Source organism: Amycolatopsis sp. NBC_01307, from assembly GCF_035975215.1.
GTDB lineage: Bacteria > Actinomycetota > Actinomycetes > Mycobacteriales > Pseudonocardiaceae > Amycolatopsis.
On the sequence record NZ_CP108403.1, the window covers coordinates 9,395,009 to 9,414,745 of the forward strand.

The 19,737-nt window shown below is 67.3% G+C and carries 31 protein-coding genes; all 31 read left to right on the forward strand.

Annotated elements, in window-relative coordinates; translation table 11 throughout:
• Nucleotides 1-32 precede the first annotated feature (32 nt).
• The 31 genes from fusA to rpmJ all read left to right on the forward strand — a co-directional run bounded on the left by fusA (nucleotide 33) and on the right by rpmJ (nucleotide 19,669).
• Nucleotides 33-2,132, forward strand: a complete 2,100-nt coding sequence (fusA, locus tag OG439_RS42120; protein WP_326946015.1) for an elongation factor G — start codon at nucleotides 33-35, stop codon at nucleotides 2,130-2,132.
• Nucleotides 2,133-2,261: 129 nt separating this feature from the next.
• The gene (gene tuf / locus OG439_RS42125; RefSeq protein ID WP_326946016.1) at nucleotides 2,262-3,455 is read left to right on the forward strand and encodes an elongation factor Tu; all 1,194 of its coding nucleotides are present in this window, start codon (nucleotides 2,262-2,264) and stop codon (nucleotides 3,453-3,455) included.
• Between the two features lie 409 nt (nucleotides 3,456-3,864).
• Nucleotides 3,865-4,170, forward strand: a complete 306-nt coding sequence (gene rpsJ, locus OG439_RS42130; protein ID WP_003102098.1) for a 30S ribosomal protein S10 — start codon at nucleotides 3,865-3,867, stop codon at nucleotides 4,168-4,170.
• A 31-nt stretch (nucleotides 4,171-4,201) separates the two neighbouring features.
• Nucleotides 4,202-4,858, forward strand: coding sequence for a 50S ribosomal protein L3 (gene rplC, locus OG439_RS42135; protein WP_247060517.1), 657 nt, complete (start codon nucleotides 4,202-4,204; stop codon nucleotides 4,856-4,858).
• A complete protein-coding gene (gene rplD / locus OG439_RS42140; RefSeq protein ID WP_247060518.1) occupies nucleotides 4,855-5,544 on the forward strand; it encodes a 50S ribosomal protein L4 in 690 nt (229 codons plus the stop codon). Before rplC ends, rplD begins: the two co-directional genes overlap by 4 nt.
• Nucleotides 5,541-5,852 (forward strand): 50S ribosomal protein L23, encoded by a 312-nt coding sequence (gene rplW, locus OG439_RS42145; RefSeq protein ID WP_091618496.1) that lies wholly within the window; start codon nucleotides 5,541-5,543, stop codon nucleotides 5,850-5,852. The genes rplD and rplW overlap by 4 nt, the downstream gene beginning before the upstream one ends.
• A 14-nt stretch (nucleotides 5,853-5,866) precedes the next feature.
• Nucleotides 5,867-6,703 (forward strand): 50S ribosomal protein L2, encoded by an 837-nt coding sequence (gene rplB / locus OG439_RS42150; RefSeq protein WP_247060519.1) that lies wholly within the window; start codon nucleotides 5,867-5,869, stop codon nucleotides 6,701-6,703.
• Nucleotides 6,704-6,721: 18 nt separating this feature from the next.
• Nucleotides 6,722-7,003, forward strand: a complete 282-nt coding sequence (gene rpsS / locus OG439_RS42155) for a 30S ribosomal protein S19 (RefSeq protein ID WP_026468892.1) — start codon at nucleotides 6,722-6,724, stop codon at nucleotides 7,001-7,003.
• A 28-nt stretch (nucleotides 7,004-7,031) separates the two neighbouring features.
• Nucleotides 7,032-7,445 (forward strand): 50S ribosomal protein L22, encoded by a 414-nt coding sequence (rplV, locus tag OG439_RS42160; protein WP_247060520.1) that lies wholly within the window; start codon nucleotides 7,032-7,034, stop codon nucleotides 7,443-7,445.
• Entirely contained in the window at nucleotides 7,445-8,266 is an 822-nt protein-coding gene (rpsC, locus tag OG439_RS42165) for a 30S ribosomal protein S3 (protein WP_247060521.1), read from the forward strand. Before rplV ends, rpsC begins: the two co-directional genes overlap by 1 nt.
• A gap of 3 nt (nucleotides 8,267-8,269) precedes the next feature.
• Nucleotides 8,270-8,689, forward strand: a complete 420-nt coding sequence (rplP, locus tag OG439_RS42170; protein WP_004558864.1) for a 50S ribosomal protein L16 — start codon at nucleotides 8,270-8,272, stop codon at nucleotides 8,687-8,689.
• Nucleotides 8,689-8,937: a 50S ribosomal protein L29 gene (rpmC, locus tag OG439_RS42175; RefSeq protein WP_247060522.1), complete on the forward strand. Its 249-nt coding sequence runs from the start codon at nucleotides 8,689-8,691 to the stop codon at nucleotides 8,935-8,937. The genes rplP and rpmC overlap by 1 nt, the downstream gene beginning before the upstream one ends.
• A complete protein-coding gene (rpsQ, locus tag OG439_RS42180) occupies nucleotides 8,934-9,212 on the forward strand; it encodes a 30S ribosomal protein S17 (RefSeq protein ID WP_013222609.1) in 279 nt (92 codons plus the stop codon). The genes rpmC and rpsQ overlap by 4 nt, the downstream gene beginning before the upstream one ends.
• 94 nt (nucleotides 9,213-9,306) lie before the next feature.
• Nucleotides 9,307-9,675 (forward strand): 50S ribosomal protein L14, encoded by a 369-nt coding sequence (gene rplN, locus OG439_RS42185; protein WP_004558867.1) that lies wholly within the window; start codon nucleotides 9,307-9,309, stop codon nucleotides 9,673-9,675.
• A gap of 3 nt (nucleotides 9,676-9,678) precedes the next feature.
• A complete protein-coding gene (gene rplX, locus OG439_RS42190) occupies nucleotides 9,679-9,993 on the forward strand; it encodes a 50S ribosomal protein L24 (RefSeq protein ID WP_326946017.1) in 315 nt (104 codons plus the stop codon).
• The gene (gene rplE / locus OG439_RS42195) at nucleotides 9,993-10,556 is read left to right on the forward strand and encodes a 50S ribosomal protein L5 (RefSeq protein WP_247060525.1); all 564 of its coding nucleotides are present in this window, start codon (nucleotides 9,993-9,995) and stop codon (nucleotides 10,554-10,556) included. The genes rplX and rplE overlap by 1 nt, the downstream gene beginning before the upstream one ends.
• Nucleotides 10,557-10,560: 4 nt before the next feature.
• Entirely contained in the window at nucleotides 10,561-10,746 is a 186-nt protein-coding gene (locus tag OG439_RS42200) for a type Z 30S ribosomal protein S14 (RefSeq protein ID WP_020643210.1), read from the forward strand.
• A gap of 98 nt (nucleotides 10,747-10,844) precedes the next feature.
• Nucleotides 10,845-11,243 carry a 30S ribosomal protein S8 gene (gene rpsH / locus OG439_RS42205; RefSeq protein ID WP_247060528.1) on the forward strand — a complete coding sequence of 133 codons (399 nt, stop codon included), beginning with the start codon at nucleotides 10,845-10,847 and terminating at the stop codon, nucleotides 11,241-11,243.
• A gap of 16 nt (nucleotides 11,244-11,259) precedes the next feature.
• Nucleotides 11,260-11,799 (forward strand): 50S ribosomal protein L6, encoded by a 540-nt coding sequence (gene rplF, locus OG439_RS42210; protein WP_326946018.1) that lies wholly within the window; start codon nucleotides 11,260-11,262, stop codon nucleotides 11,797-11,799.
• A 2-nt stretch (nucleotides 11,800-11,801) separates the two neighbouring features.
• On the forward strand, nucleotides 11,802-12,200 hold the full coding sequence (gene rplR, locus OG439_RS42215) for a 50S ribosomal protein L18 (RefSeq protein ID WP_247060532.1): 399 nt from the start codon (nucleotides 11,802-11,804) through the stop codon (nucleotides 12,198-12,200).
• A 37-nt stretch (nucleotides 12,201-12,237) separates the two neighbouring features.
• Complete coding sequence (gene rpsE / locus OG439_RS42220; RefSeq protein WP_247060534.1) at nucleotides 12,238-12,885, forward strand: 30S ribosomal protein S5; 648 nt, start codon at nucleotides 12,238-12,240, stop codon at nucleotides 12,883-12,885.
• Nucleotide 12,886: 1 nt separating this feature from the next.
• Complete coding sequence (rpmD, locus tag OG439_RS42225) at nucleotides 12,887-13,072, forward strand: 50S ribosomal protein L30 (RefSeq protein ID WP_247060536.1); 186 nt, start codon at nucleotides 12,887-12,889, stop codon at nucleotides 13,070-13,072.
• Nucleotides 13,069-13,515, forward strand: coding sequence for a 50S ribosomal protein L15 (rplO, locus tag OG439_RS42230; protein WP_326946019.1), 447 nt, complete (start codon nucleotides 13,069-13,071; stop codon nucleotides 13,513-13,515). The genes rpmD and rplO overlap by 4 nt, the downstream gene beginning before the upstream one ends.
• A gap of 115 nt (nucleotides 13,516-13,630) precedes the next feature.
• Nucleotides 13,631-14,299, forward strand: a complete 669-nt coding sequence (locus OG439_RS42235; RefSeq protein WP_326946020.1) for a hypothetical protein — start codon at nucleotides 13,631-13,633, stop codon at nucleotides 14,297-14,299.
• A gap of 292 nt (nucleotides 14,300-14,591) precedes the next feature.
• Nucleotides 14,592-15,386: a hypothetical protein gene (locus tag OG439_RS42240; RefSeq protein ID WP_326946021.1), complete on the forward strand. Its 795-nt coding sequence runs from the start codon at nucleotides 14,592-14,594 to the stop codon at nucleotides 15,384-15,386.
• Nucleotides 15,387-15,407: 21 nt separating this feature from the next.
• A complete protein-coding gene (locus OG439_RS42245; RefSeq protein ID WP_326946022.1) occupies nucleotides 15,408-16,067 on the forward strand; it encodes a LysE family translocator in 660 nt (219 codons plus the stop codon).
• A 285-nt stretch (nucleotides 16,068-16,352) separates the two neighbouring features.
• Nucleotides 16,353-17,660, forward strand: coding sequence for a preprotein translocase subunit SecY (gene secY, locus OG439_RS42250; protein WP_247060542.1), 1,308 nt, complete (start codon nucleotides 16,353-16,355; stop codon nucleotides 17,658-17,660).
• Complete coding sequence (locus OG439_RS42255; protein WP_247060543.1) at nucleotides 17,657-18,211, forward strand: adenylate kinase; 555 nt, start codon at nucleotides 17,657-17,659, stop codon at nucleotides 18,209-18,211. Before secY ends, OG439_RS42255 begins: the two co-directional genes overlap by 4 nt.
• 44 nt (nucleotides 18,212-18,255) lie before the next feature.
• On the forward strand, nucleotides 18,256-19,032 hold the full coding sequence (map, locus tag OG439_RS42260; protein WP_247060544.1) for a type I methionyl aminopeptidase: 777 nt from the start codon (nucleotides 18,256-18,258) through the stop codon (nucleotides 19,030-19,032).
• Between the two features lie 267 nt (nucleotides 19,033-19,299).
• On the forward strand, nucleotides 19,300-19,521 hold the full coding sequence (gene infA, locus OG439_RS42265) for a translation initiation factor IF-1 (RefSeq protein WP_004558881.1): 222 nt from the start codon (nucleotides 19,300-19,302) through the stop codon (nucleotides 19,519-19,521).
• Nucleotides 19,522-19,555: 34 nt separating this feature from the next.
• Nucleotides 19,556-19,669 (forward strand): 50S ribosomal protein L36, encoded by a 114-nt coding sequence (rpmJ, locus tag OG439_RS42270; protein ID WP_004558882.1) that lies wholly within the window; start codon nucleotides 19,556-19,558, stop codon nucleotides 19,667-19,669.
• Nucleotides 19,670-19,737: the final 68 nt, after the last annotated feature.

Genomic DNA, 19,737 nt, shown 5'->3' on the forward strand with positions numbered 1-19,737 from the left:
GGCCCCAAGCTTGAGAACAGGGGAACACTCTCGTGGCACGTGACGTGCTGACCGACCTGAACAAGGTCCGCAACATCGGCATCATGGCCCACATCGACGCCGGCAAGACGACGACCACCGAGCGGATCCTGTTCTACACCGGGGTCAACTACAAGATCGGTGAAGTCCACGACGGCGCCGCCACCATGGACTGGATGGAGGAGGAGCAGAAGCGGGGTATCACCATCACCTCGGCTGCCACCACCACCTTCTGGGACGACCACCAGATCAACATCATCGACACCCCGGGCCACGTCGACTTCACCGTCGAGGTGGAGCGCAACCTCCGGGTGCTCGATGGCGCGGTCGCGGTCTTCGACGGCAAGGAAGGCGTCGAGCCGCAGTCCGAGCAGGTCTGGCGGCAGGCGGACAAGTACGACGTCCCGCGCATCTGCTTCGTCAACAAGATGGACAAGCTCGGCGCGGACTTCTACTACACGGTCAAGACGATCATCGATCGTCTCGGCGTCCGGCCGCTGGTCATCCAGCTGCCGATCGGTGCCGAGAACGACTTCGAAGGCGTCGTCGACCTGGTCCGCATGAAGGCGCTGACCTGGCGTGGCGAGGTCCAGAAGGGCGAGGACTACTCCGTCGAGGACATCCCGGCCGAGCTGGCCGAGCTGGCCGCGGAGTACCGCGAGAAGCTGATCGAGACCGTCTCCGAGGCGGACGACACGCTGATGGAGAAGTTCCTCGAGGGTGAGGAGCTCACGGAGGCCGAGATCAAGTCCGGCATCCGCAAGCTCACCATCACCAGCCAGGTCTTCCCGGTGCTGGCCGGTTCCGCGTTCAAGAACAAGGGCGTGCAGCCCATGCTCGACGCGGTCATCGACTACCTGCCGACCCCGCTGGACGTCCCGGCCGTCGAGGGCCTGCTGCCCGACGGCGAGACCGTCGCGTCCCGCAAGGCGTCGGTCGACGAGCCGTTCGCCGCGCTCGCGTTCAAGATCGCCGCGCACCCGTTCTTCGGCAAGCTGACCTACATCCGGGTGTACTCGGGCAAGGTCGCCGCCGGCGCCCAGGTCGTCAACGCGACCAAGGACCGGAAGGAGCGCATCGGGAAGATCTTCCAGATGCACTCCAACAAGGAGAACCCGGTCAATGACGCCCAGGTCGGCCACATCTACGCGGTCATCGGGCTGAAGGACACCACCACGGGTGACACCCTGGCGGACCCGCAGAACCCGATCGTGCTCGAGTCGATGACGTTCCCCGAGCCGGTCATCCGGGTCGCGATCGAACCGAAGACGAAGGCCGACCAGGAGAAGCTGTCCCTGGCGATCCAGAAGCTGGCCGAAGAGGACCCGACGTTCCAGGTCAAGCTGGACGAGGACACCGGCCAGACGATCATCGCGGGTATGGGCGAGCTGCACCTCGAGGTGCTGGTGAACCGGATGAAGTCCGACTACAAGGTCGAGGCGAACATCGGCAAGCCGCAGGTCGCTTACCGCGAGACGATCAAGAAGACGGTGGAGAAGCTCGACTTCGTCCACAAGAAGCAGACCGGTGGTTCCGGCCAGTTCGCGAAGGTCATCGTGAAGCTGGAGCCGCTCGAGCGCACCGATGGCGCGCTCTACGAGTTCGTCAACAAGGTGTCCGGTGGCCGCGTGCCGCGGGAGTACATCCCGTCGGTCGACGCGGGCGCGCAGGACGCGATGCAGTACGGCGTCCTGGCCGGCTACCCGCTCGTCGGGTTGAAGTTCACCTTGCTGGACGGTGCTTACCACGAGGTCGACTCTTCGGAGATGGCGTTCAAGATCGCCGGTTCCATGGCGATGAAGGAAGCCGCGAAGAAGGCCGGCCCGGTGATCCTGGAGCCGATGATGGCGGTCGAGGTGACCACGCCCGAGGACTACATGGGCGATGTCATCGGTGACCTCAACTCCCGTCGTGGCCAGATCCAGGCCATGGAGGAGCGGGCGGGCATCCGCGTCGTGAAGGCGCTGGTCCCGCTGTCGGAGATGTTCGGCTACGTCGGTGACCTTCGGTCCCGCACCCAGGGCCGGGCGAACTACTCCATGTTGTTCGACTCCTACGCCGAGGTTCCCGCGAACGTCGCGAAGGAAATCATCGCGAAGGCGACGGGGGAGTAACTCCCCCCACCGCGCGCGGGCATTAAGGGAACTCCTGAACGTCCGCAGCACCGACGAAGGAACATTCGGGGGTCGGCAGCCACGCCGGCCCCCGAGCACAAAGCGAAATCAGTCCAGGAGGACATTCCAGTGGCGAAGGCGAAGTTCGAGCGGAGCAAGCCGCACGTCAACATCGGGACCATCGGTCACGTCGACCACGGCAAGACCACGCTGACCGCGGCGATCACCAAGGTTCTGCACGACAAGTACCCGGCGCTCAACGAGTCGCGTGCGTTCGACCAGATCGACAACGCGCCCGAAGAGCGTCAGCGCGGTATCACGATCAACATCTCGCACGTCGAGTACCAGACCGAGAAGCGTCACTACGCGCACGTCGACGCCCCCGGTCACGCTGACTACATCAAGAACATGATCACCGGTGCCGCTCAGATGGACGGCGCGATCCTCGTGGTCGCGGCGACCGACGGCCCGATGCCGCAGACCCGTGAGCACGTGCTGCTCGCCCGCCAGGTCGGCGTGCCCTACATCGTGGTCGCGCTGAACAAGGCCGACATGGTCGACGACGAGGAGATCCTCGAGCTCGTCGAGCTGGAGGTCCGTGAGCTGCTGTCCTCGCAGGAGTTCCCGGGCGACGACGCTCCGGTCGTGCGCGTCTCGGGCCTCAAGGCCCTTGAGGGCGACGAGAAGTGGGGCGAAGCCGTTCTCGAGCTGATGAACGCTGTCGACGACAACGTGCCGGACCCGGTGCGCGAGCTCGACAAGCCGTTCCTCATGCCGATCGAGGACGTCTTCACGATCACCGGTCGCGGCACTGTCGTCACCGGCCGCGTCGAGCGTGGCGTGGTCAACGTGAACGAAGAGGTCGAGATCGTCGGCATCAAGGAGAAGTCGACCAAGACGACTGTCACCGGTGTCGAGATGTTCCGCAAGCTGCTGGACCAGGGCCAGGCGGGCGACAACGTCGGCCTCCTCGTCCGCGGTATCAAGCGTGAGGACGTCGAGCGCGGTCAGGTCGTCGTGAAGCCGGGTACCACCACCCCGCACACCGACTTCGAGGGCCGGGTCTACATCCTGTCGAAGGACGAGGGTGGCCGTCACACCCCCTTCTTCAACAACTACCGCCCGCAGTTCTACTTCCGCACCACGGACGTGACCGGCGTCGTGACCCTCCCCGAGGGCACCGAAATGGTCATGCCGGGCGACAACACCGACATCTCGGTGGCGCTGATCCAGCCGATCGCCATGGACGTGAACCTGCGCTTCGCCATCCGCGAGGGTGGCCGCACCGTCGGTGCGGGTCAGGTCACCAAGATCATCAAGTGATTCGGCGCCCCGCCCGGGGCTGATACACCCCCGGGTCCGGGGCGTCAAATCACGTGTGCGACACTATTCAGGTTGCTCGTCCTGGGGCGGCCGATCCTTTCGGGGATCCGGCCGCCTCGGTGCGAGTGGCCACGGTCCGCGGAGCACTTTCCTTCGGGTGAGGCGAGCGGGCAAAGGCGGTGAGCCGGCAGTGCTTGCGAAAGCGTGTCGGCACATAGCCTCCTCACGTTGAGGAAGACCAGGCAAGACGACGATCCCGCGGGATCCGTCTGTGCGTCGGGCGCGACACGCCCGACCGCGTGGACCGGGGACAGGGCCGTTGAACTGCGGAAACTCGGGACCGGATGGCAACATCCGGGGCGGGTTTTGTGAGATAGCGGCACGAGACGACAAGGAACGAGCAGCCACCATGGCGGGACAGAAGATCCGCATCCGGCTCAAGGCCTACGACCACGAGGCGATCGACACCTCGGCGCGCAAGATCGTGGAGACGGTCACGCGCACCGGCGCCCGTGTTGTCGGGCCGGTGCCGCTGCCCACCGAGAAGAACGTTTACTGCGTCATCCGCTCGCCGCACAAGTACAAGGACTCGCGCGAGCACTTCGAGATGCGCACGCACAAGCGTCTGATCGACATCCTCGACCCGACGCCGAAGACGGTCGACGCGCTCATGCGCATCGATCTGCCGGCGAGCGTCGACGTCAACATCCAGTAAGCGTTGGGCGAGCGGCGGAGATAAGAGACTCATGTCTGACAGGCAAATGAAGGGCATCCTGGGCACCAAGCTCGGCATGACCCAGGTCTTCGACGAACTGAACCGGGTCGTCCCGGTCACGGTCGTCAAGGCCGGTCCGAACGTGGTGACCCAGGTTCGGACCCAGGACAAGGACGGCTACACGGCCGTGCAGCTGGCGTTCGGCGCGGTCGACCCGCGCAGGGTGAACAAGCCGCGCACCGGCCACTACGACAAGGCGGGCGTGACGCCGCGCCGCTTCCTTGCCGAGCTGCGCACCACCGACGCCGAGACCTATGAGGTCGGCCAGGAGATCACCGCCGAGGTGTTCGCCGCCGGCGTCGAGGTCGACGTCACCGGTACCAGCAAGGGCAAGGGCTACGCGGGCGTCATGAAGCGCCACGGCTTCAAGGGCCAGGGCGCGAGCCACGGTGCGCAGGCGGTGCACCGCCGGCCGGGCTCGATCGGTGGCTGTGCCACCCCGGGCCGCGTCTTCAAGGGCGTGCGCATGGCCGGTCGGATGGGTTCCGACCGCGTCACCACGCAGAACCTGACCGTGCACGCGGTGCGTGCCGAGGACGGCCTGCTGCTGATCAAGGGCGCCGTGCCCGGTCCCAAGGGCGGCCTGCTGTTCGTGCGCAGCGCCGCGAAGGGTGGTAACTCCGAATGACAAGCGTCGAGCTGAAGACCCCGGCCGGTAAAGCCGACGGCACCGTGGACCTCCCCGAGGAGATCTTCGACGTGCAGGCCAATGTCGCGCTGATGCACCAGGTGGTGGTGGCCCAGCAGGCCGCCGGCCGCCAGGGCACGCACGACACGAAGACCCGTGGCGAGGTTCGCGGTGGCGGCAAGAAGCCGTACCGCCAGAAGGGCACCGGCCGTGCCCGCCAGGGTTCGACCCGTGCGCCGCAGTTCGTCGGCGGTGGCGTCGTCCACGGCCCCACGCCGCGTGACTACTCCCAGCGCACCCCGAAGAAGATGAAGGCCGCCGCTCTGCGTGGCGCCCTCTCGGACCGGGCTCGCGCCGGCCAGCTGCACATCGTCACCGAACTGGTGACGGGTGAGAAGCCGTCCACGAAGGCCGCCAAGGCCGTTCTCGCCGCGGTGACGCAGGCGACGCGCGTGCTCGTGGTGCTGCACCGGGACGACGAGTACAGCTGGGTTTCCCTGCGGAACCTCCCCGAGGTTCACCTGATCTGGTTCGACCAGCTCAACACCTACGACGTGCTGGTCAACGACGACGTCGTGTTCACCAAGGCCGCTTACGACGGCTTCGTCGCCGGCCCCGCCCGGGGCAAGAGCGCGAAGGCTTCCGCGCGGTCGAGCGAGGTTTCGGAAGGGAGTGACGAGCAGTGAGTTCGGTCGCCATTGCCGATCCCCGCGACATCTTGCTCGCGCCGGTGATCTCCGAGAAGTCCTACGGACTGCTCGAGGACCACAAGTACACGTTCATCGTTCGTCCGGACGCCAACAAGACCCAGATCAAGATCGCGGTCGAAAAGGTGTTCGGCGTCAAGGTGGTCAGCGTCAACACGGCCAACCGCCAGGGCAAGCGGAAGCGGACTCGCGCAGGCTTCGGCAAGCGCAAGGACACGAAGCGCGCCATCGTGACTCTTTCGCCTGAGAGCAAGGCGATCGAGATCTTCGGCGGACCCACCGCGTAAAGGACTGAGCTGACATGGGCATCCGCAAGTACAAGCCGACGACCCCGGGTCGTCGCGGTTCGAGCGTCTCGGATTTCGCCGAGATCACCCGCTCGACTCCCGAGAAGTCGCTGCTGCGTCCGCTGAGCGGCACGGGCGGTCGCAACTCGTCCGGCAAGATCACCACCCGGCACAAGGGTGGTGGCCACAAGCGTGCGTACCGGCTGATCGACTTCCGCCGGAACGACAAGGACGGCGTTCCCGCCAAGGTCGCGCACATCGAGTACGACCCCAACCGGTCCGCTCGCATCGCGCTGCTGCACTACGCCGACGGTGAGAAGCGCTACATCATCGCACCGGAGAAGCTTCGTCAGGGTGACACGGTTGAGAACGGCCCCCGCGCCGACATCAAGCCGGGCAACAACCTGCCGCTGCGCAACATCCCGGTCGGTACCGTGATCCACGCGATCGAGCTCCGCCCCGGTGGCGGCGCGAAGATGGCGCGGTCCGCGGGCGCGAAGGTGCAGCTCGTCGCCAAGGACGGTCCGTACGCCCAGCTGCGTCTCCCCTCGGGTGAGATCCGCAACGTGGACGTGCGCAACCGCGCCACCATCGGCGAGGTCGGCAACTCCGAGCACGCCAACATCAACTGGGGCAAGGCCGGCCGCAACCGCTGGCGCGGCAAGCGCCCCACGGTCCGTGGTGTCGTCATGAACCCGGTCGACCACCCGCACGGTGGTGGCGAGGGCAAGACGTCCGGTGGTCGTCACCCCGTCAACCCGAACGGTAAGCCCGAAGGTCGCACGCGTCGCCGCAAGGCATCCGACGCGATGATCGTCCGCCGTCGCCGTACCGGCAAGAACAAGCGCTGAGCAGGGAGGTAGAAGAACATGCCACGTAGCCTCAAAAAGGGCCCCTTCGTGGACGACCACCTGCTCAAGAAGGTGGACGTTCTCAACGAGTCGGGCAAGAAGACCGTCATCAAGACCTGGTCGCGTCGGTCCACGATCATCCCGGACTTCCTGGGTCACACGATCGCGGTGCACGACGGCCGCAAGCACGTCCCGGTGTTCGTCACCGAGGCAATGGTGGGTCACAAGCTGGGGGAGTTCGCCCCGACTCGGACCTTCAAGGGTCACATCAAGGACGACCGGAAGTCGCGCCGCCGCTGAGCGGGCACGAGAGATCAAGGAACTAGCGATGAACGCCCAGAACGACGTAGCCGAGGCTCTGCCTGTGGCTTACGCGCGGGCTCGCTTTGTCCGGGATTCGCCTACCAAGGTGCGCCGGGTCATCGAGCTCATCAAGGGACGTAGCGCCGCCGACGCCTTGGCCGTGCTCCGCTTCGCCCCCCAGGCGGCGAGCGAGCCGGTCGCGAAGGTGCTCGCGAGCGCCGTGGCCAACGCCGAGAACAACCTTCAGCTGGACCCGGAGACGCTCTGGGTCAAGAACGCGTACGCCGACGAGGGCCCGACCCTCAAGCGCATCCGCCCGCGGGCCCAGGGGCGCGCGTACCGGATCCGCAAGCGGACCAGCCACATCACCGTCGAGGTGGAGTCGCGTCCGGCCGCCGCGCAGAAGGCTCAGAGCAAGAAGAAGGCAGGTGGCCGGTAGTGGGCCAGAAAATCAACCCGCACGGTTTCCGCCTGGGTATCACCACGGACTGGAAGTCGCGCTGGTACGCCGACAAGCAGTACGCCGAGTACGTGGCCGAGGACGTCAAGATCCGGAAGCTGCTGGCGACGGGCATGGAGCGCGCCGGCATCTCCAAGGTCGAGATCGAGCGCACCCGTGACCGCGTCCGCGTCGACATCCACACCGCCCGGCCGGGCATCGTCATCGGCCGCCGCGGCGCGGAAGCCGACCGGATCCGCGGCGCGCTGGAGAAGCTGACCAAGAAGCAGGTCCAGCTGAACATCCTCGAGGTCAAGAACCCCGAGGCCGACGCCCAGCTGGTCGCCCAGGCGGTCGCGGAGCAGCTCTCCAACCGTGTGGCGTTCCGCCGCGCGATGCGGAAGGCGATCCAGACCTCCATGCGTTCGCCGCAGGTCAAGGGCATTCGCGTGCAGTGCGGCGGTCGTCTCGGCGGTGCCGAGATGTCCCGTTCCGAGCACTACCGCGACGGCCGTGTCCCGCTGCACACGCTGCGCGCCGACATCGACTACGGCTTCTTCGAGGCCAAGACGACGTTCGGTCGCATCGGCGTCAAGGTGTGGATCTACAAGGGTGAGCTCGTCGGTGGCCTGAAGGCCCGCGAAGCCCGTGACGCCGCCGAGCGCGCGCCGCGTCGCGAGCGCAGTGACCGGCCGGCCCGTCCGCGTCGTTCCGGCGCGTCGGGCACGACCGCCACCTCGACCGAAGCCGGTCGCGCCGCCGCTGCCGCCACGACCGAGGCGGCCCCGGCCACCGAGACCGCAGAAAAGACGGAGGGCTGAGACGTGCTCATCCCGCGCAGGGTCAAGCACCGGAAGCAGCACTCCCCGAAGCGCCACGGCGCCGCCAAGGGTGGCACGAAGGTCAGCTTCGGCGAGTACGGCATCCAGGCGCTTGAGCACAGCTACGTGACGAACCGGCAGATCGAGTCCGCTCGTATCGCCATGACCCGTCACATCAAGCGTGGTGGCAAGGTGTGGACGACGATCTACCCGGACCGCCCGCTGACGAAGAAGCCGGCCGAAACCCGCATGGGTTCCGGTAAGGGTTCGCCCGAGTGGTGGATCGCCAACGTGAAGCCGGGTCGCGTGATGTTCGAGATCAGCTTCCCGAACGAGGAGACCGCCCGCGAGGCGCTCCGTCGCGCGATCCACAAGCTGCCCATGAAGTGCCGCATCGTGACCCGTGAAGGTGGTGAGTTCTGATGGCGAAGGCAGGTGCCGCTCTGGCATCGGAGCTGCGTGAGCTCACCGCGGAAGAGCTCGTCCTGCGTCTGAAGGAATACAAGGAGGAGCTCTTCAACCTCCGCTTCCAGATGGCGACCGGGCAGCTCGACAACAACCGCCGTCTGCGCACCGTCCGCACGGACATCGCGCGGATCTACACGGTCATGCGCGAGCGCGAACTCGGCTTGTCCGTGGCCCCCGACGCCGAGAGTGAAGGTGCCGCATGAGCGAGCCCACCACCGAGACGCCGGCCCGGAACGACCGCAAGGTCCGCGAGGGCTACGTGGTTTCGGACAAGATGAACAAGACGATCGTGGTCGAGCTCGAAGACCGCAAGAAGCACCCCCGTTACTCGAAGGTCGTTCGCAGCACCACCAAGGTCAAGGTGCACGACGAGAACAACGAGGCGGGCGTGGGCGACCGGGTCACCCTGATGGAGACCCGCCCGCTGTCGGCGACGAAGCGGTGGCGCCTGGTGCAGATCGTGGAGAAGGCCAAGTAAGCAGGGCTCTCTCGAGAGTCCTTAGTTCCGCAAGGCTCGCTCACTGTGACCTTTCACGAGCTGGCGAGAACCGGCGCGACATACAGGAGTTGACGTGATCCAGCAGGAGTCGCGGCTTCGGGTAGCCGACAACACGGGTGCGAAGGAAATCCTCTGCATCCGGGTTCTCGGTGGCTCCGGGCGGCGCTACGCCGGCATCGGCGACATCATCGTCGCCACCGTGAAGGACGCCATCCCGGCTGCCGGGGTGAAGAAGGGCGACGTCGTCAAGGCGGTCATCGTCCGCACGGTCAAGGAGCGTCGTCGTCCGGACGGTTCCTACATCCGGTTCGACGAGAACGCCGCCGTGCTCATCAAGAACGACAACGAGCCCCGCGGCACCCGCATCTTCGGCCCGGTGGGCCGCGAGCTGCGTGACCGAAAGTTCATGAAGATCATTTCGCTCGCGCCGGAGGTGTTGTAAGTCATGAAGGTGAAGAAGGGCGACACGGTCGTCGTCATCGCCGGCAAGGACAAGGGCGCCAAGGGCAAGGTCATCCAGGCTTACCCCGAGCGCGACCGAGTGCTGGTCGAGGGCGTGAACCGGATCAAGAAGCACACGCGGATCAGCCAGACCCAGCGCGGCGCGCAGTCCGGTGGCATCGTCACCCAGGAGGCCGCCATCCACATCTCGAACGTGATGGTGGTCGACGCGGACGGCAAGCCGACCCGGGTGGGTTACCGCATCGGCGAGGACGGCAAGAAGGTCCGGATCTCGCGCCGGAACGGTAAGGACATCTGATGACCACCGCAGAGAAGGTCGCGCCGCGCCTCAAGGTGCGCTACCGCGAAGAGATCAAGGGCCAGCTGCAGGCGGAGTTCTCCTTCGTCAACGTCCACCAGATCCCGGGCGTCGTGAAGGTCGTCGTGAACATGGGCGTCGGTGACGCCGCTCGCGACAGCAAGCTGATCGACGGTGCGGTCAAGGACCTCGCCCTGATCACCGGCCAGAAGCCCGAGGTCCGGAAGGCTCGCAAGTCCATCGCGCAGTTCAAGCTGCGCGAGGGTCAGCCGATCGGTGCGCGCGTCACGCTGCGCGGCGACCGGATGTGGGAGTTCCTCGACCGGTTGCTGACCATCGCGCTGCCGCGTATCCGCGACTTCCGCGGGCTTTCGCCGAAGCAGTTCGACGGCCACGGTAACTACACGTTCGGTCTCAACGAGCAGTCGATGTTCCACGAGATCGACCCTGACTCCATCGACCGCCCGCGCGGCATGGACGTCACCGTCGTCACGACCGCCACGAACGACGACGAGGGCCGGGCGCTGCTGCGCAAGCTCGGCTTCCCGTTCAAGGAGAACTGAGCCGATGGCCAAGAAAGCACTGGTCCACAAGGCCTCGAAGAAGCCGAAGTTCGCCGTGCGCGGCTACACCCGTTGCCAGCGGTGCGGCCGCCCGCACGCGGTGTTCCGCAAGTTCGGGCTCTGCCGGATCTGCCTTCGCGAGATGGCGCACGCGGGCGAGCTGCCCGGGGTCCGCAAGTCCAGCTGGTAGAAGCGTTTCTTTATCTTTAACTCCCACTTCGCCACAGGCCCCGCTGCCCGGAACTCCCGGGTAGCGGGGAACCAGGCGAGAAAGGTTGACAGGTCACCATGACGATGACCGACCCGATCGCAGACTTCTTGACCCGTCTGCGTAACGCGAACTCGGCGTACCACGACGAGGTCGTGCTTCCCCACTCGAAGCTCAAGGCGAACATCGCGGAGATCCTCAAGCGCGAGGGTTACATCGCGAGCTACCGCGACGAGCCGGGCGAGAAGCACAAGAACCTGATCGTCGAGCTCAAGTACGGCCCCAACCGTGAGCGCAGCATCGCCGGCCTCCGGCGCGTGTCCAAGCCCGGCCTGCGGGTCTACGCAAAATCGACCGAACTGCCGTCCGTTCTGGGTGGCCTCGGCGTCGCGATCCTCTCGACGTCTTCGGGGCTGCAGACGGACCGTCAGGCCAAGCGAAACAGCGTGGGCGGCGAAGTCCTCGCCTACGTCTGGTAAGGAAGGGGGCACAGACATGTCACGCATCGGAAAGCTGCCGGTCGCCGTCCCCTCCGGGGTCGAGGTGACCATCGACGGTCAGCGCATCAGCGTCAAGGGCCCCAAGGGGACCCTGGAACACACCATCGCCGAGCCGATCACGGTCGAGCGCGACGAGGCAGGCACCCTGCTGATCAAGCGCCCGGACGACGAGCGCTACAGCAAGGCCATGCACGGCCTCACCCGCACGCTCGTGAACAACCTCGTGGTGGGCGTCACCGCCGGCTACGAGAAGAAGCTCGAGATCCACGGTGTCGGTTACCGCGTGCAGGCCAAGGGCTCGGACCTCGAGTTCGCCCTGGGCTACTCGCACCCGGTGAAGATCGAAGCCCCGGAAGGCATCACCTTCAAGGTGGAGACCCCGACCCGGTTCTCGGTCTCCGGTATCGACAAGCAGAAGGTCGGCCAGATCTCGGCCGTCATCCGCAAGCTGCGGCGCCCGGACCCGTACAAGGGCAAGGGCCTGCGGTACGAGGGTGAGAAGATCCGCCGCAAGGTCGGAAAGACGGGTAAGTGATCATGAGCGACACGACTACGAAGCGCAAGCCGGTGGGCAAGGACATCTCGACCCGCCGCCGCGTTGCGAAGACCCGTCGGCACTTCCGGCTCCGCAAGAAGGTCGCGGGCACCGAACAGCGTCCGCGCCTGGTCGTCAAGCGGTCTTCGCGGCACATCGCCGTGCAGGTCATCGACGACCTCGCCGGCCACACGCTGGCGTCGGCGTCCACCCTCGAGGCGGACGTGCGGGCGCTGGACGGCGACAAGAAGGCCAAGGCCGCCAAGGTCGGGGAACTCGTCGCGGCCCGGGCCAAGAACGCCGGGATCTCGGCAGTGGTGTTCGACCGTGGGGGCAACGCCTACCACGGCCGCATCGCCGCGCTCGCCGACGCCGCCCGTGAGGCGGGGTTGGAGTTCTGACGACCATGCAGTTGCAGAAGCAAGAAGGGACAGCCTGATGCCGGGACGTACACGGCAATTCGGCGGCGGACAGGGCGGACCCGGCGGGCAGGGCGGCAACGACCGCAATGACCGTCGCGGTGGCGGCCGGGACCGGCGCGACAGCGGCCGTGGCGGGGCCGGCCAGGACAAGACCCCGCACCTCGAGAAGGTCGTGACGATCAACCGCGTCGCCAAGGTCGTCAAGGGTGGTCGTCGCTTCAGCTTCACCGCCCTCGTCGTCGTCGGTGACGGTGACGGTCAGGTCGGCGTCGGCTACGGCAAGGCCAAGGAAGTTCCCGCGGCGATCGCCAAGGGCGTCGAGGAAGCGAAGAAGAACTTCTTCCGCGTCCCCCGCGTCGGTGGCACCATTCCCCACCCGATCACGGGTGAGGAAGCCGCCGGTGTCGTGCTGCTCCGTCCGGCTTCCGCCGGTACCGGCGTCATCGCCGGTGGCCCGGTGCGCGCGGTGCTGGAGTGCGCGGGCGTGCACGACGTGCTGTCGAAGTCGCTCGGCTCCGACAACGCGATCAACATCGTGCACGCGACTGTGGCGGCCCTGAAGGGTCTGCAGCGTCCCGAAGAGGTCGCGGCCCGCCGCGGTCTCCCGCTCGAGGACGTCGCTCCGGCCCGGATGCTGCGCCAGCGCGCGGGTCAGGGGTCCTGACATGACTCAGCTCAAAGTCACCCAGATCAAGAGCAAGATCGGCACGAAGCACGCTCACCGCGAGTCGCTGCGCACCCTCGGGCTGCGCAAGATCCGCCAGAGCGTCGTGCGTGATGACACCCCCCAGGTGCGCGGCCTGATCCACACCGTCCGCCACCTGGTGGAGGTCGAGGAGGTCCAGGCATGACGGCCATCAAGATCCACCACCTGCGTCCGGCTCCGGGCGCCAAGCGCGAGAAGATGCGCGTCGGTCGTGGTGAGGGTTCGAAGGGCAAGACCGCCGGTCGCGGTACCAAGGGCACCAAGGCCCGGAAGAACGTGCCCGCCGGCTTCGAGGGTGGGCAGATGCCCATCCACATGCGGCTCCCGAAGCTTCGCGGCTTCAAGAACCGCTTCCGCACCGAGTACCAGCCGGTGAACGTGGGCGACATCGCCCGCGTCTTCCCGGACGGTGGCAAGGTCGGCGCCGAGGAGCTCGTCTCCAAGGGTCTCGTCCGCAAGGGCAAGCTCGTCAAGGTGCTCGGCAACGGTGACGTCGACGGCGTCAAGCTCGACGTGACCGCCGACGGTTTCTCCGGCTCCGCCAAGGAGAAGCTCGAAGCGGCCGGTGGCTCCGCCACCACCAACTGAGCTCGTTCGCAGTACTGACCGAAGGCCCGCCTGGCCCAGCCAGGCGGGCCTTCGGCGTTTCCGCGCCTCGCGCGGCAGCCTTGCCCACCGGGCATTTCGCCTGGAAGATCAGCGAGTGGACACCCCTCAGCAGCCCCCGCCGCCCGCCACGACGCCGCGGCGGAAGCGGGCTCTCCTCGCACCGGGGCTCTACGCGCTGGCCACCGTGCTCATGGCCGGCGGGCTGTTCCTGCCGCTCTTCCGCGCCGTGTACCCGCTTTCCCAGCTGCAGGCCGGCGCCATGGCCGTCATCACGACGTCGGCGTGGGGGACCCGGATCGAGTTCACCGCGCAGGAGTCCCTCGCCCGGCCCAGCGCGCCCTTCGGCTTCCCGATCATCGTGATGGTGGTGCTGCTCGCCGCCGCGACGGGCCTCCTCTTCGCCCGCCGGCGCCTGGGCGGGTGGCTGGGCCAGGTGGGCGTGGTCTTCGCCGCCGGCGTCGTCCTCACCATCGAGGTGGTCGGCCTCGGCCAGGGGGCGCGTGCGGACTACGGCAGCATCGACCTGTCCACCGAGCCGGGCATGTGGCTCCTCATCGGCGGCACGCTGGTGGCCGCGGCCGCGGCGGTGCTGACCCACCGCGCGGACGGCCACCGCGGCGCGGACTGGGCCGACCCGGCGGTGGCCTACGCCGACACGGACACCCCGCCGTCGGGGTTCGCGATGCCGGCGGTCCAGGCGCTCGACGGAGTCTCGATCACGGTCCTCCCGCCGGAAGCACCGCCCGAGCGACCGGGGCGCTGAACCGGAGTTTCTTGCCGATACCGGATCCGGCGCGGAAGATCGCAGAGTGGACAGATCGCCGCAGGACCCGAACCCGCCAGACCCGTCCGACGGGCCGCGGCCTGCGGAGCCCTCCGGAACGCCGGAACCGGCGCGTCCCGGGTCACCACGGCCTGCGGAGCCGGACGCCCCCGCGTCGCCGCTGGCCTTCCCGGTGGAGACGTCGGGCTCTGCGACGGGGGACCTGTTCGGCCCGGCCGATCCCGATGCGGTGAAGTCCCCGGCAGAGCGACCAGCGGCAGAGGGGTCGCCTTTGGCGTTCCCCGTCGAGGCGCCCCGGCCCGAACCGGCCGGCGCCTTCCCGGTCGGAGCGCCGCAACCGCAGCTTTCGCTGTCCGACAGCCAAAGCCCGCCCACCGAGCCGGTCCCGGTCGCGATCCTGCCCGGCTCGCCGCCTGCCGCGCCGCAGGCACCGGCCGAGACGCCCGCTCCGGAGTCTCCGAAACCGGCCACCGGACCGCCGCGGGTGCTCGCGCCGCTCCTCGTGGTGCTCGGGACGTTGCTGGTCCTCGGCGCGAGCTTCCTGCCGCTGCTCCGGATCGAGCAGCACGTGACGCCCCAGCAGACGTTCTTCACGCCCAAGCTGGTCTTCACCCAGTCCGCCTGGAGCAGCCAGGTCTCCGCGGAGGGCAACTACTCGATCGACCAGCCTGCGGCGCCCGTCGGGATCCCGATCGTGATCGCGGTCGCGGTGCTGGCGGCCGCGGCGGTCTTCAGCTTCACGAGGCGATCCGGCCGGCTCGGTGCCCGGCTCACCGTGATCGGGGCGAGCTTCGCCGCCGGCGTGGCCGCCACCATCGGGATGAGCGCCTTCGGGTTCTCCTCCGGTCTCGGCGACGAAGGCCTGGACGTCAGCCTCGGCCTCGGTCTGTGGTCGCTGATCATCGGCGTCGTCCTCGCCGCCGCGTCCGCGGTGCTGGGCCACCTGACGCCCGCCGAGCCGAGCCCGGCCTGGGCGGACCCCGGCGCCGCCTACGCGGACACGCCCACCCCGCTCTCCGGCATCGCCATCACCGTGCTGCCGCCGGAGGATCCCGAGCGCCGTTAACCGCTCGCCGCCGTCGTTACGGTGGACGTGGAGGTGGTCGTCGTGTGGGTACTGCTCTTCTTCGGCGCGTCGGTGCTCGTCGCGCTTACGCCAGGGGCGAACAACCTGCTCGGTCTGCACCACGGCATGACGCACGGTGTTCGCCGCGGGCTCGCCGGACTGGTCGGCAGGCTGGTCGCGTTCACGCTGTTGATCACGGCCGTGGCGGCCGGGCTCGGGCAGCTGCTCGCCGCCTCCGAAACCGCGCTCACGATCATCAAGTGGGCCGGGGCCGCCTACCTGCTTTGGCTCGGATCGCGCCTGCTGTGGTCCACGATCCGCCGCCGTGACGCCGCCGACGACGCCGCCGAAGCGGCCGAACAGCCCGCCGTGCCAATGTCCGCGTGGCGGGTCGCGCGCAAGGAGTTCGGCGTCGCGATCACCAACCCGAAGGCCATCCTCATCTTCACCGCCTTCGTCCCGCAGTTCATCGAGCCAGCTCACGGGCCCTTTCCGGCGCAGATCGCGCTGCTGGGCGGGGTGTACCTGCTGGCCGAGTTCCTGGCCGGCTCGGCCTACGTCGGCGTCGGCGCCGCGGTGAAGTCGATCAAGCCGTCGCCACGCGCGCGGCGCAACGTGGACCGCGGTACCGGAGTGGTCCTGGTCGGCCTCGCCGGCGTCCTCGCGACGGCCGGTTCCTGACCCGGAAAGGGCCCGGATCCACCATGATCACGGCCCGGTGTGTCAAGGAATACAGCCAAGTCGCCGAAGTGGATCAACCCGCCGGAGCAACCTTGGTACGGAAAACGCACACGCACTGCGGACACGCCCTGTGAAGCTGTTAGAGTCGGCGACACGCTTCGGGACGAGTGTGCCCCGAAGCGTTCCTGGCTTGCGTGCCAGTAGTGCTGTGTTCCCGCCGGCCACCCGTGCCGGCCAAGCCGATCGTCGGTTAGGACAGCCGACGACGCCGAGGAGGTCCCCCGCGTGCTCAGCGCCTTCCGCTCGGCTCTCGCGACGCCGGATCTACGCAAGAAGATCCTGTTCACGCTAGCCATCGTCGCGGTCTACCGAATCGGTGCGACCATTCCGGCCCCCGGGATCTCGTACGGAGCCGTTCAGGCGTGCAGCTCCCAGGCGCAGCAGGAGGGCGTCTACCAGCTGCTGAACCTGTTCAGCGGTGGTGCGCTGCTGCAGTTGTCGCTCTTCTCGACCGGCATCATGCCGTACATCACGGCGAGCATCATCATCCAGCTGCTGACCGTCGTCATCCCTCGGTTCGAGGAGCTGAAGAAGGAAGGGCAGTCCGGCCAGGGCAAGCTGACCCAGTACACCCGGTACCTGACGGTCGCGCTGGCGATCCTGCAGGCCACGGGTGTGGTCGCGCTCGCGGACCGCAAGCAGCTCTTCCCGGACTGCGACTCGCCGATCATCCCGGACAACAGCGTCTACTCGCTGGCGATCATCGTCATCACCATGACCGCGGGCACCGCCGTCATGATGTGGCTGGGTGAGCTGATCACCGAACGCGGTGTCGGCAACGGCATGTCCGTCCTGATCTTCCTGAACATCGCCGCGCGCATCCCGGTCGAGGGCGGCAACATCCTCAGCAACGCGGGTGGTCTCGGCCTGACGATCGTCTGCGTCTTCGGCCTGGTGATCATCGCCAGCGTCATCTTCGTCGAGCAGGGGCAGCGCCGGATCCCGGTGCAGTACGCCAAGCGCATGATCGGCCGCCGGATGTACGGCGGCACGTCGACCTACCTGCCGATCAAGGTGAACCAGGCCGGCGTCATCCCGGTCATCTTCGCGTCTTCCCTGCTGTACCTGCCGGACCTGATCAGCCGCCTCGTCGGCGACCAGAACGCCAACTCCGGCTGGCAGGTCTTCATCAAGAACTACATCGTGAACCAGTCCAGCTGGGTGCACATCGCGCTGTACTTCGCCCTGATCATCTTCTTCACGTACTTCTACATCACGATCACGTTCAACGTGGACGAGCGTGCGGATGAGATGAAGAAGTTCGGCGGGTTCATCCCGGGCATCCGCCCGGGCCGGCCGACCGCGGAGTACCTGAGCTACGTGCTCGGCCGGATCACCCTGCCGGGCTCGCTGTACCTCGGTATCATCGCGATCCTCCCGAACTTCTTCCTGTCGTTGACCGGTAGCGGGAACAACCAGAACTTCCCGTTCGGTGGCACGGCTGTGCTGATCATGGTCGGTGTCGGGCTCGACACCGTGAAGCAGATCGAAAGCCAGCTGATGCAGCGCAACTACGAAGGGTTCTTGAAGTGACGCGGCTGGTTCTCGTGGGTCCGCCCGGCGCGGGCAAAGGTACGCAGGCGGTGGCGCTGTCCGAGCAGTTGCGGATCCCGCACATCTCGACCGGCGACCTGTTCCGCGCCCACGTCGGCCAGGAGACCCCGCTCGGCCAGGAAGCCAAGCGCTACCTGGACTCGGGGGAGCTCGTGCCCGACTCGGTGACGAACGAGATGGTCCGTGAGCGGCTCGCGGAGCCGGACGCGAAGGCCGGCTTCCTGCTCGACGGCTTCCCCCGCAACACCAAGCAGGCCGAGGTCCTCGGCGAGATCCTCGGCGAGGCGGACGCTTCCCTCACCGCGGTGATCCAGCTGCAGGTGCCGGAGGACGTCGTCGTCGGCCGCCTCATGTCGCGGGGCCGCGCGGACGACACCGAAGACGTCATCCGCCGCCGTCAGCAGATCTACGTGTCGGACACCGCGCCGCTGCTCGAGTACTACGCCGGCATCCTGGTGACCGTCGACGGCGTCGGCAGTGTCGAGGAGATCTCGGACCGCGTGCTGAAAGCGCTGCGCGACCGCACGTGAATCTCGGAGGATTGCGTGTTCTGCAAGTGCTCCGGCGTGGGCGCATGATCGAGGTCAAGACCCCGGGCGAGCTGCAGTCGATGCGGGCCGCGGGGCTCGTCGTCGCTCGTACGCTCGCCGCCGTCCGCGCCGCCGCGGTCCCGGGGGTCAGCACCGCCGAGCTCGACGAGCTCGCCGAGCAGACCATCCGGGACGCCGGCGCGGTGCCGTCGTTCAAGGGCTACCACGGTTTCCCGGCGTCGATCTGCGCGTCGGTGAACGAGCAGATCGTCCACGGCATCCCGGCGAAGACCCAGGTCCTCGCCGACGGTGACCTGATCTCGGTCGACTGCGGCGCGATCCTCGACGGCTGGCACGGCGACTCCGCCGTCACACTGGCCATCGGGGAAGTCGCGAAGGCCGACCTGGCGCTGTCCGCGGCGACCGAAGCGGCGATGTGGGCCGGGATCGAGGCAGTCAGCGCCGGCGGCCGGCTCACCGACATCTCCTACGCCGTCCAGTCGGCCGCCGAGCGCGCGGCCAAGGACGACGGCATCGACTACGGGATGATCGTCGAGTACGGCGGCCACGGCATCGGCCGTCAGATGCACATGGACCCGTTCCTGCCGAACGTCGGCAAGCCGGGCAAGGGCCCGCGGCTGAAGCCCGGCATGGCCCTGGCGATCGAGCCGATGCTCACCGGCGGTGGCGGCGAGACCCGCGAGCTGGACGACGGCTGGACGGTCGTCACGGCCGACGGCTCCCGCGCGGCCCACTGGGAGCACACCGTGGCGATCACCGAAGACGGCCCGTGGGTGCTCACCGCTCCGGAAGACGCCTGACCTGCGCGTTCACCCGTCGGTGTTGATCATCCGTACGGCGACCTGCGCCTTCTTCTAGCATGGTTACCCCCGGTTTGGGGGTCGCGACACGGGTTGCGTACACTGTCAAGTCGGCGCACTTATCGCGCCCGGATCCTGCGCGTTCGTGAATTCACGGTACTGGGACTCGGGCACGAGTGTGCCGACGTTGCACACCAGACAGGCACTCGTGCTCATCTGATCACTCTGTGTAGCGACAGGCAATGCTGACAAGGAAATGCGGAGGACATGGCGAAGAAAGACGGGGCCATCGAGGTCGAAGGCCGCGTAGTCGAGCCGCTCCCCAACGCGATGTTCCGCGTCGAGTTGGAGAACGGTCACAAGGTCCTGGCACACATCAGCGGCAAGATGCGGCAGCACTACATCCGCATCCTGCCCGAGGACAGGGTTGTCGTGGAGCTCTCGCCCTACGACCTCTCTCGTGGTCGCATCGTCTACCGCTACAAGTGATCACGAGCAGCTCAGAAGCAGGAGAGCAGAAGACGTGAAGGTCCAGCCGAGCGTCAAGAAGATCTGCGACAAGTGCAAGGTGATCCGCCGTCACGGCCGGATCATGGTGATCTGCGAAAACCTGCGGCACAAGCAGCGGCAGGGCTGATCGCCCGCACTCGACCAGAGTGGATTGACGGCTACACAACCTCCCCGCACCTGCCGGGTCACGCGAGT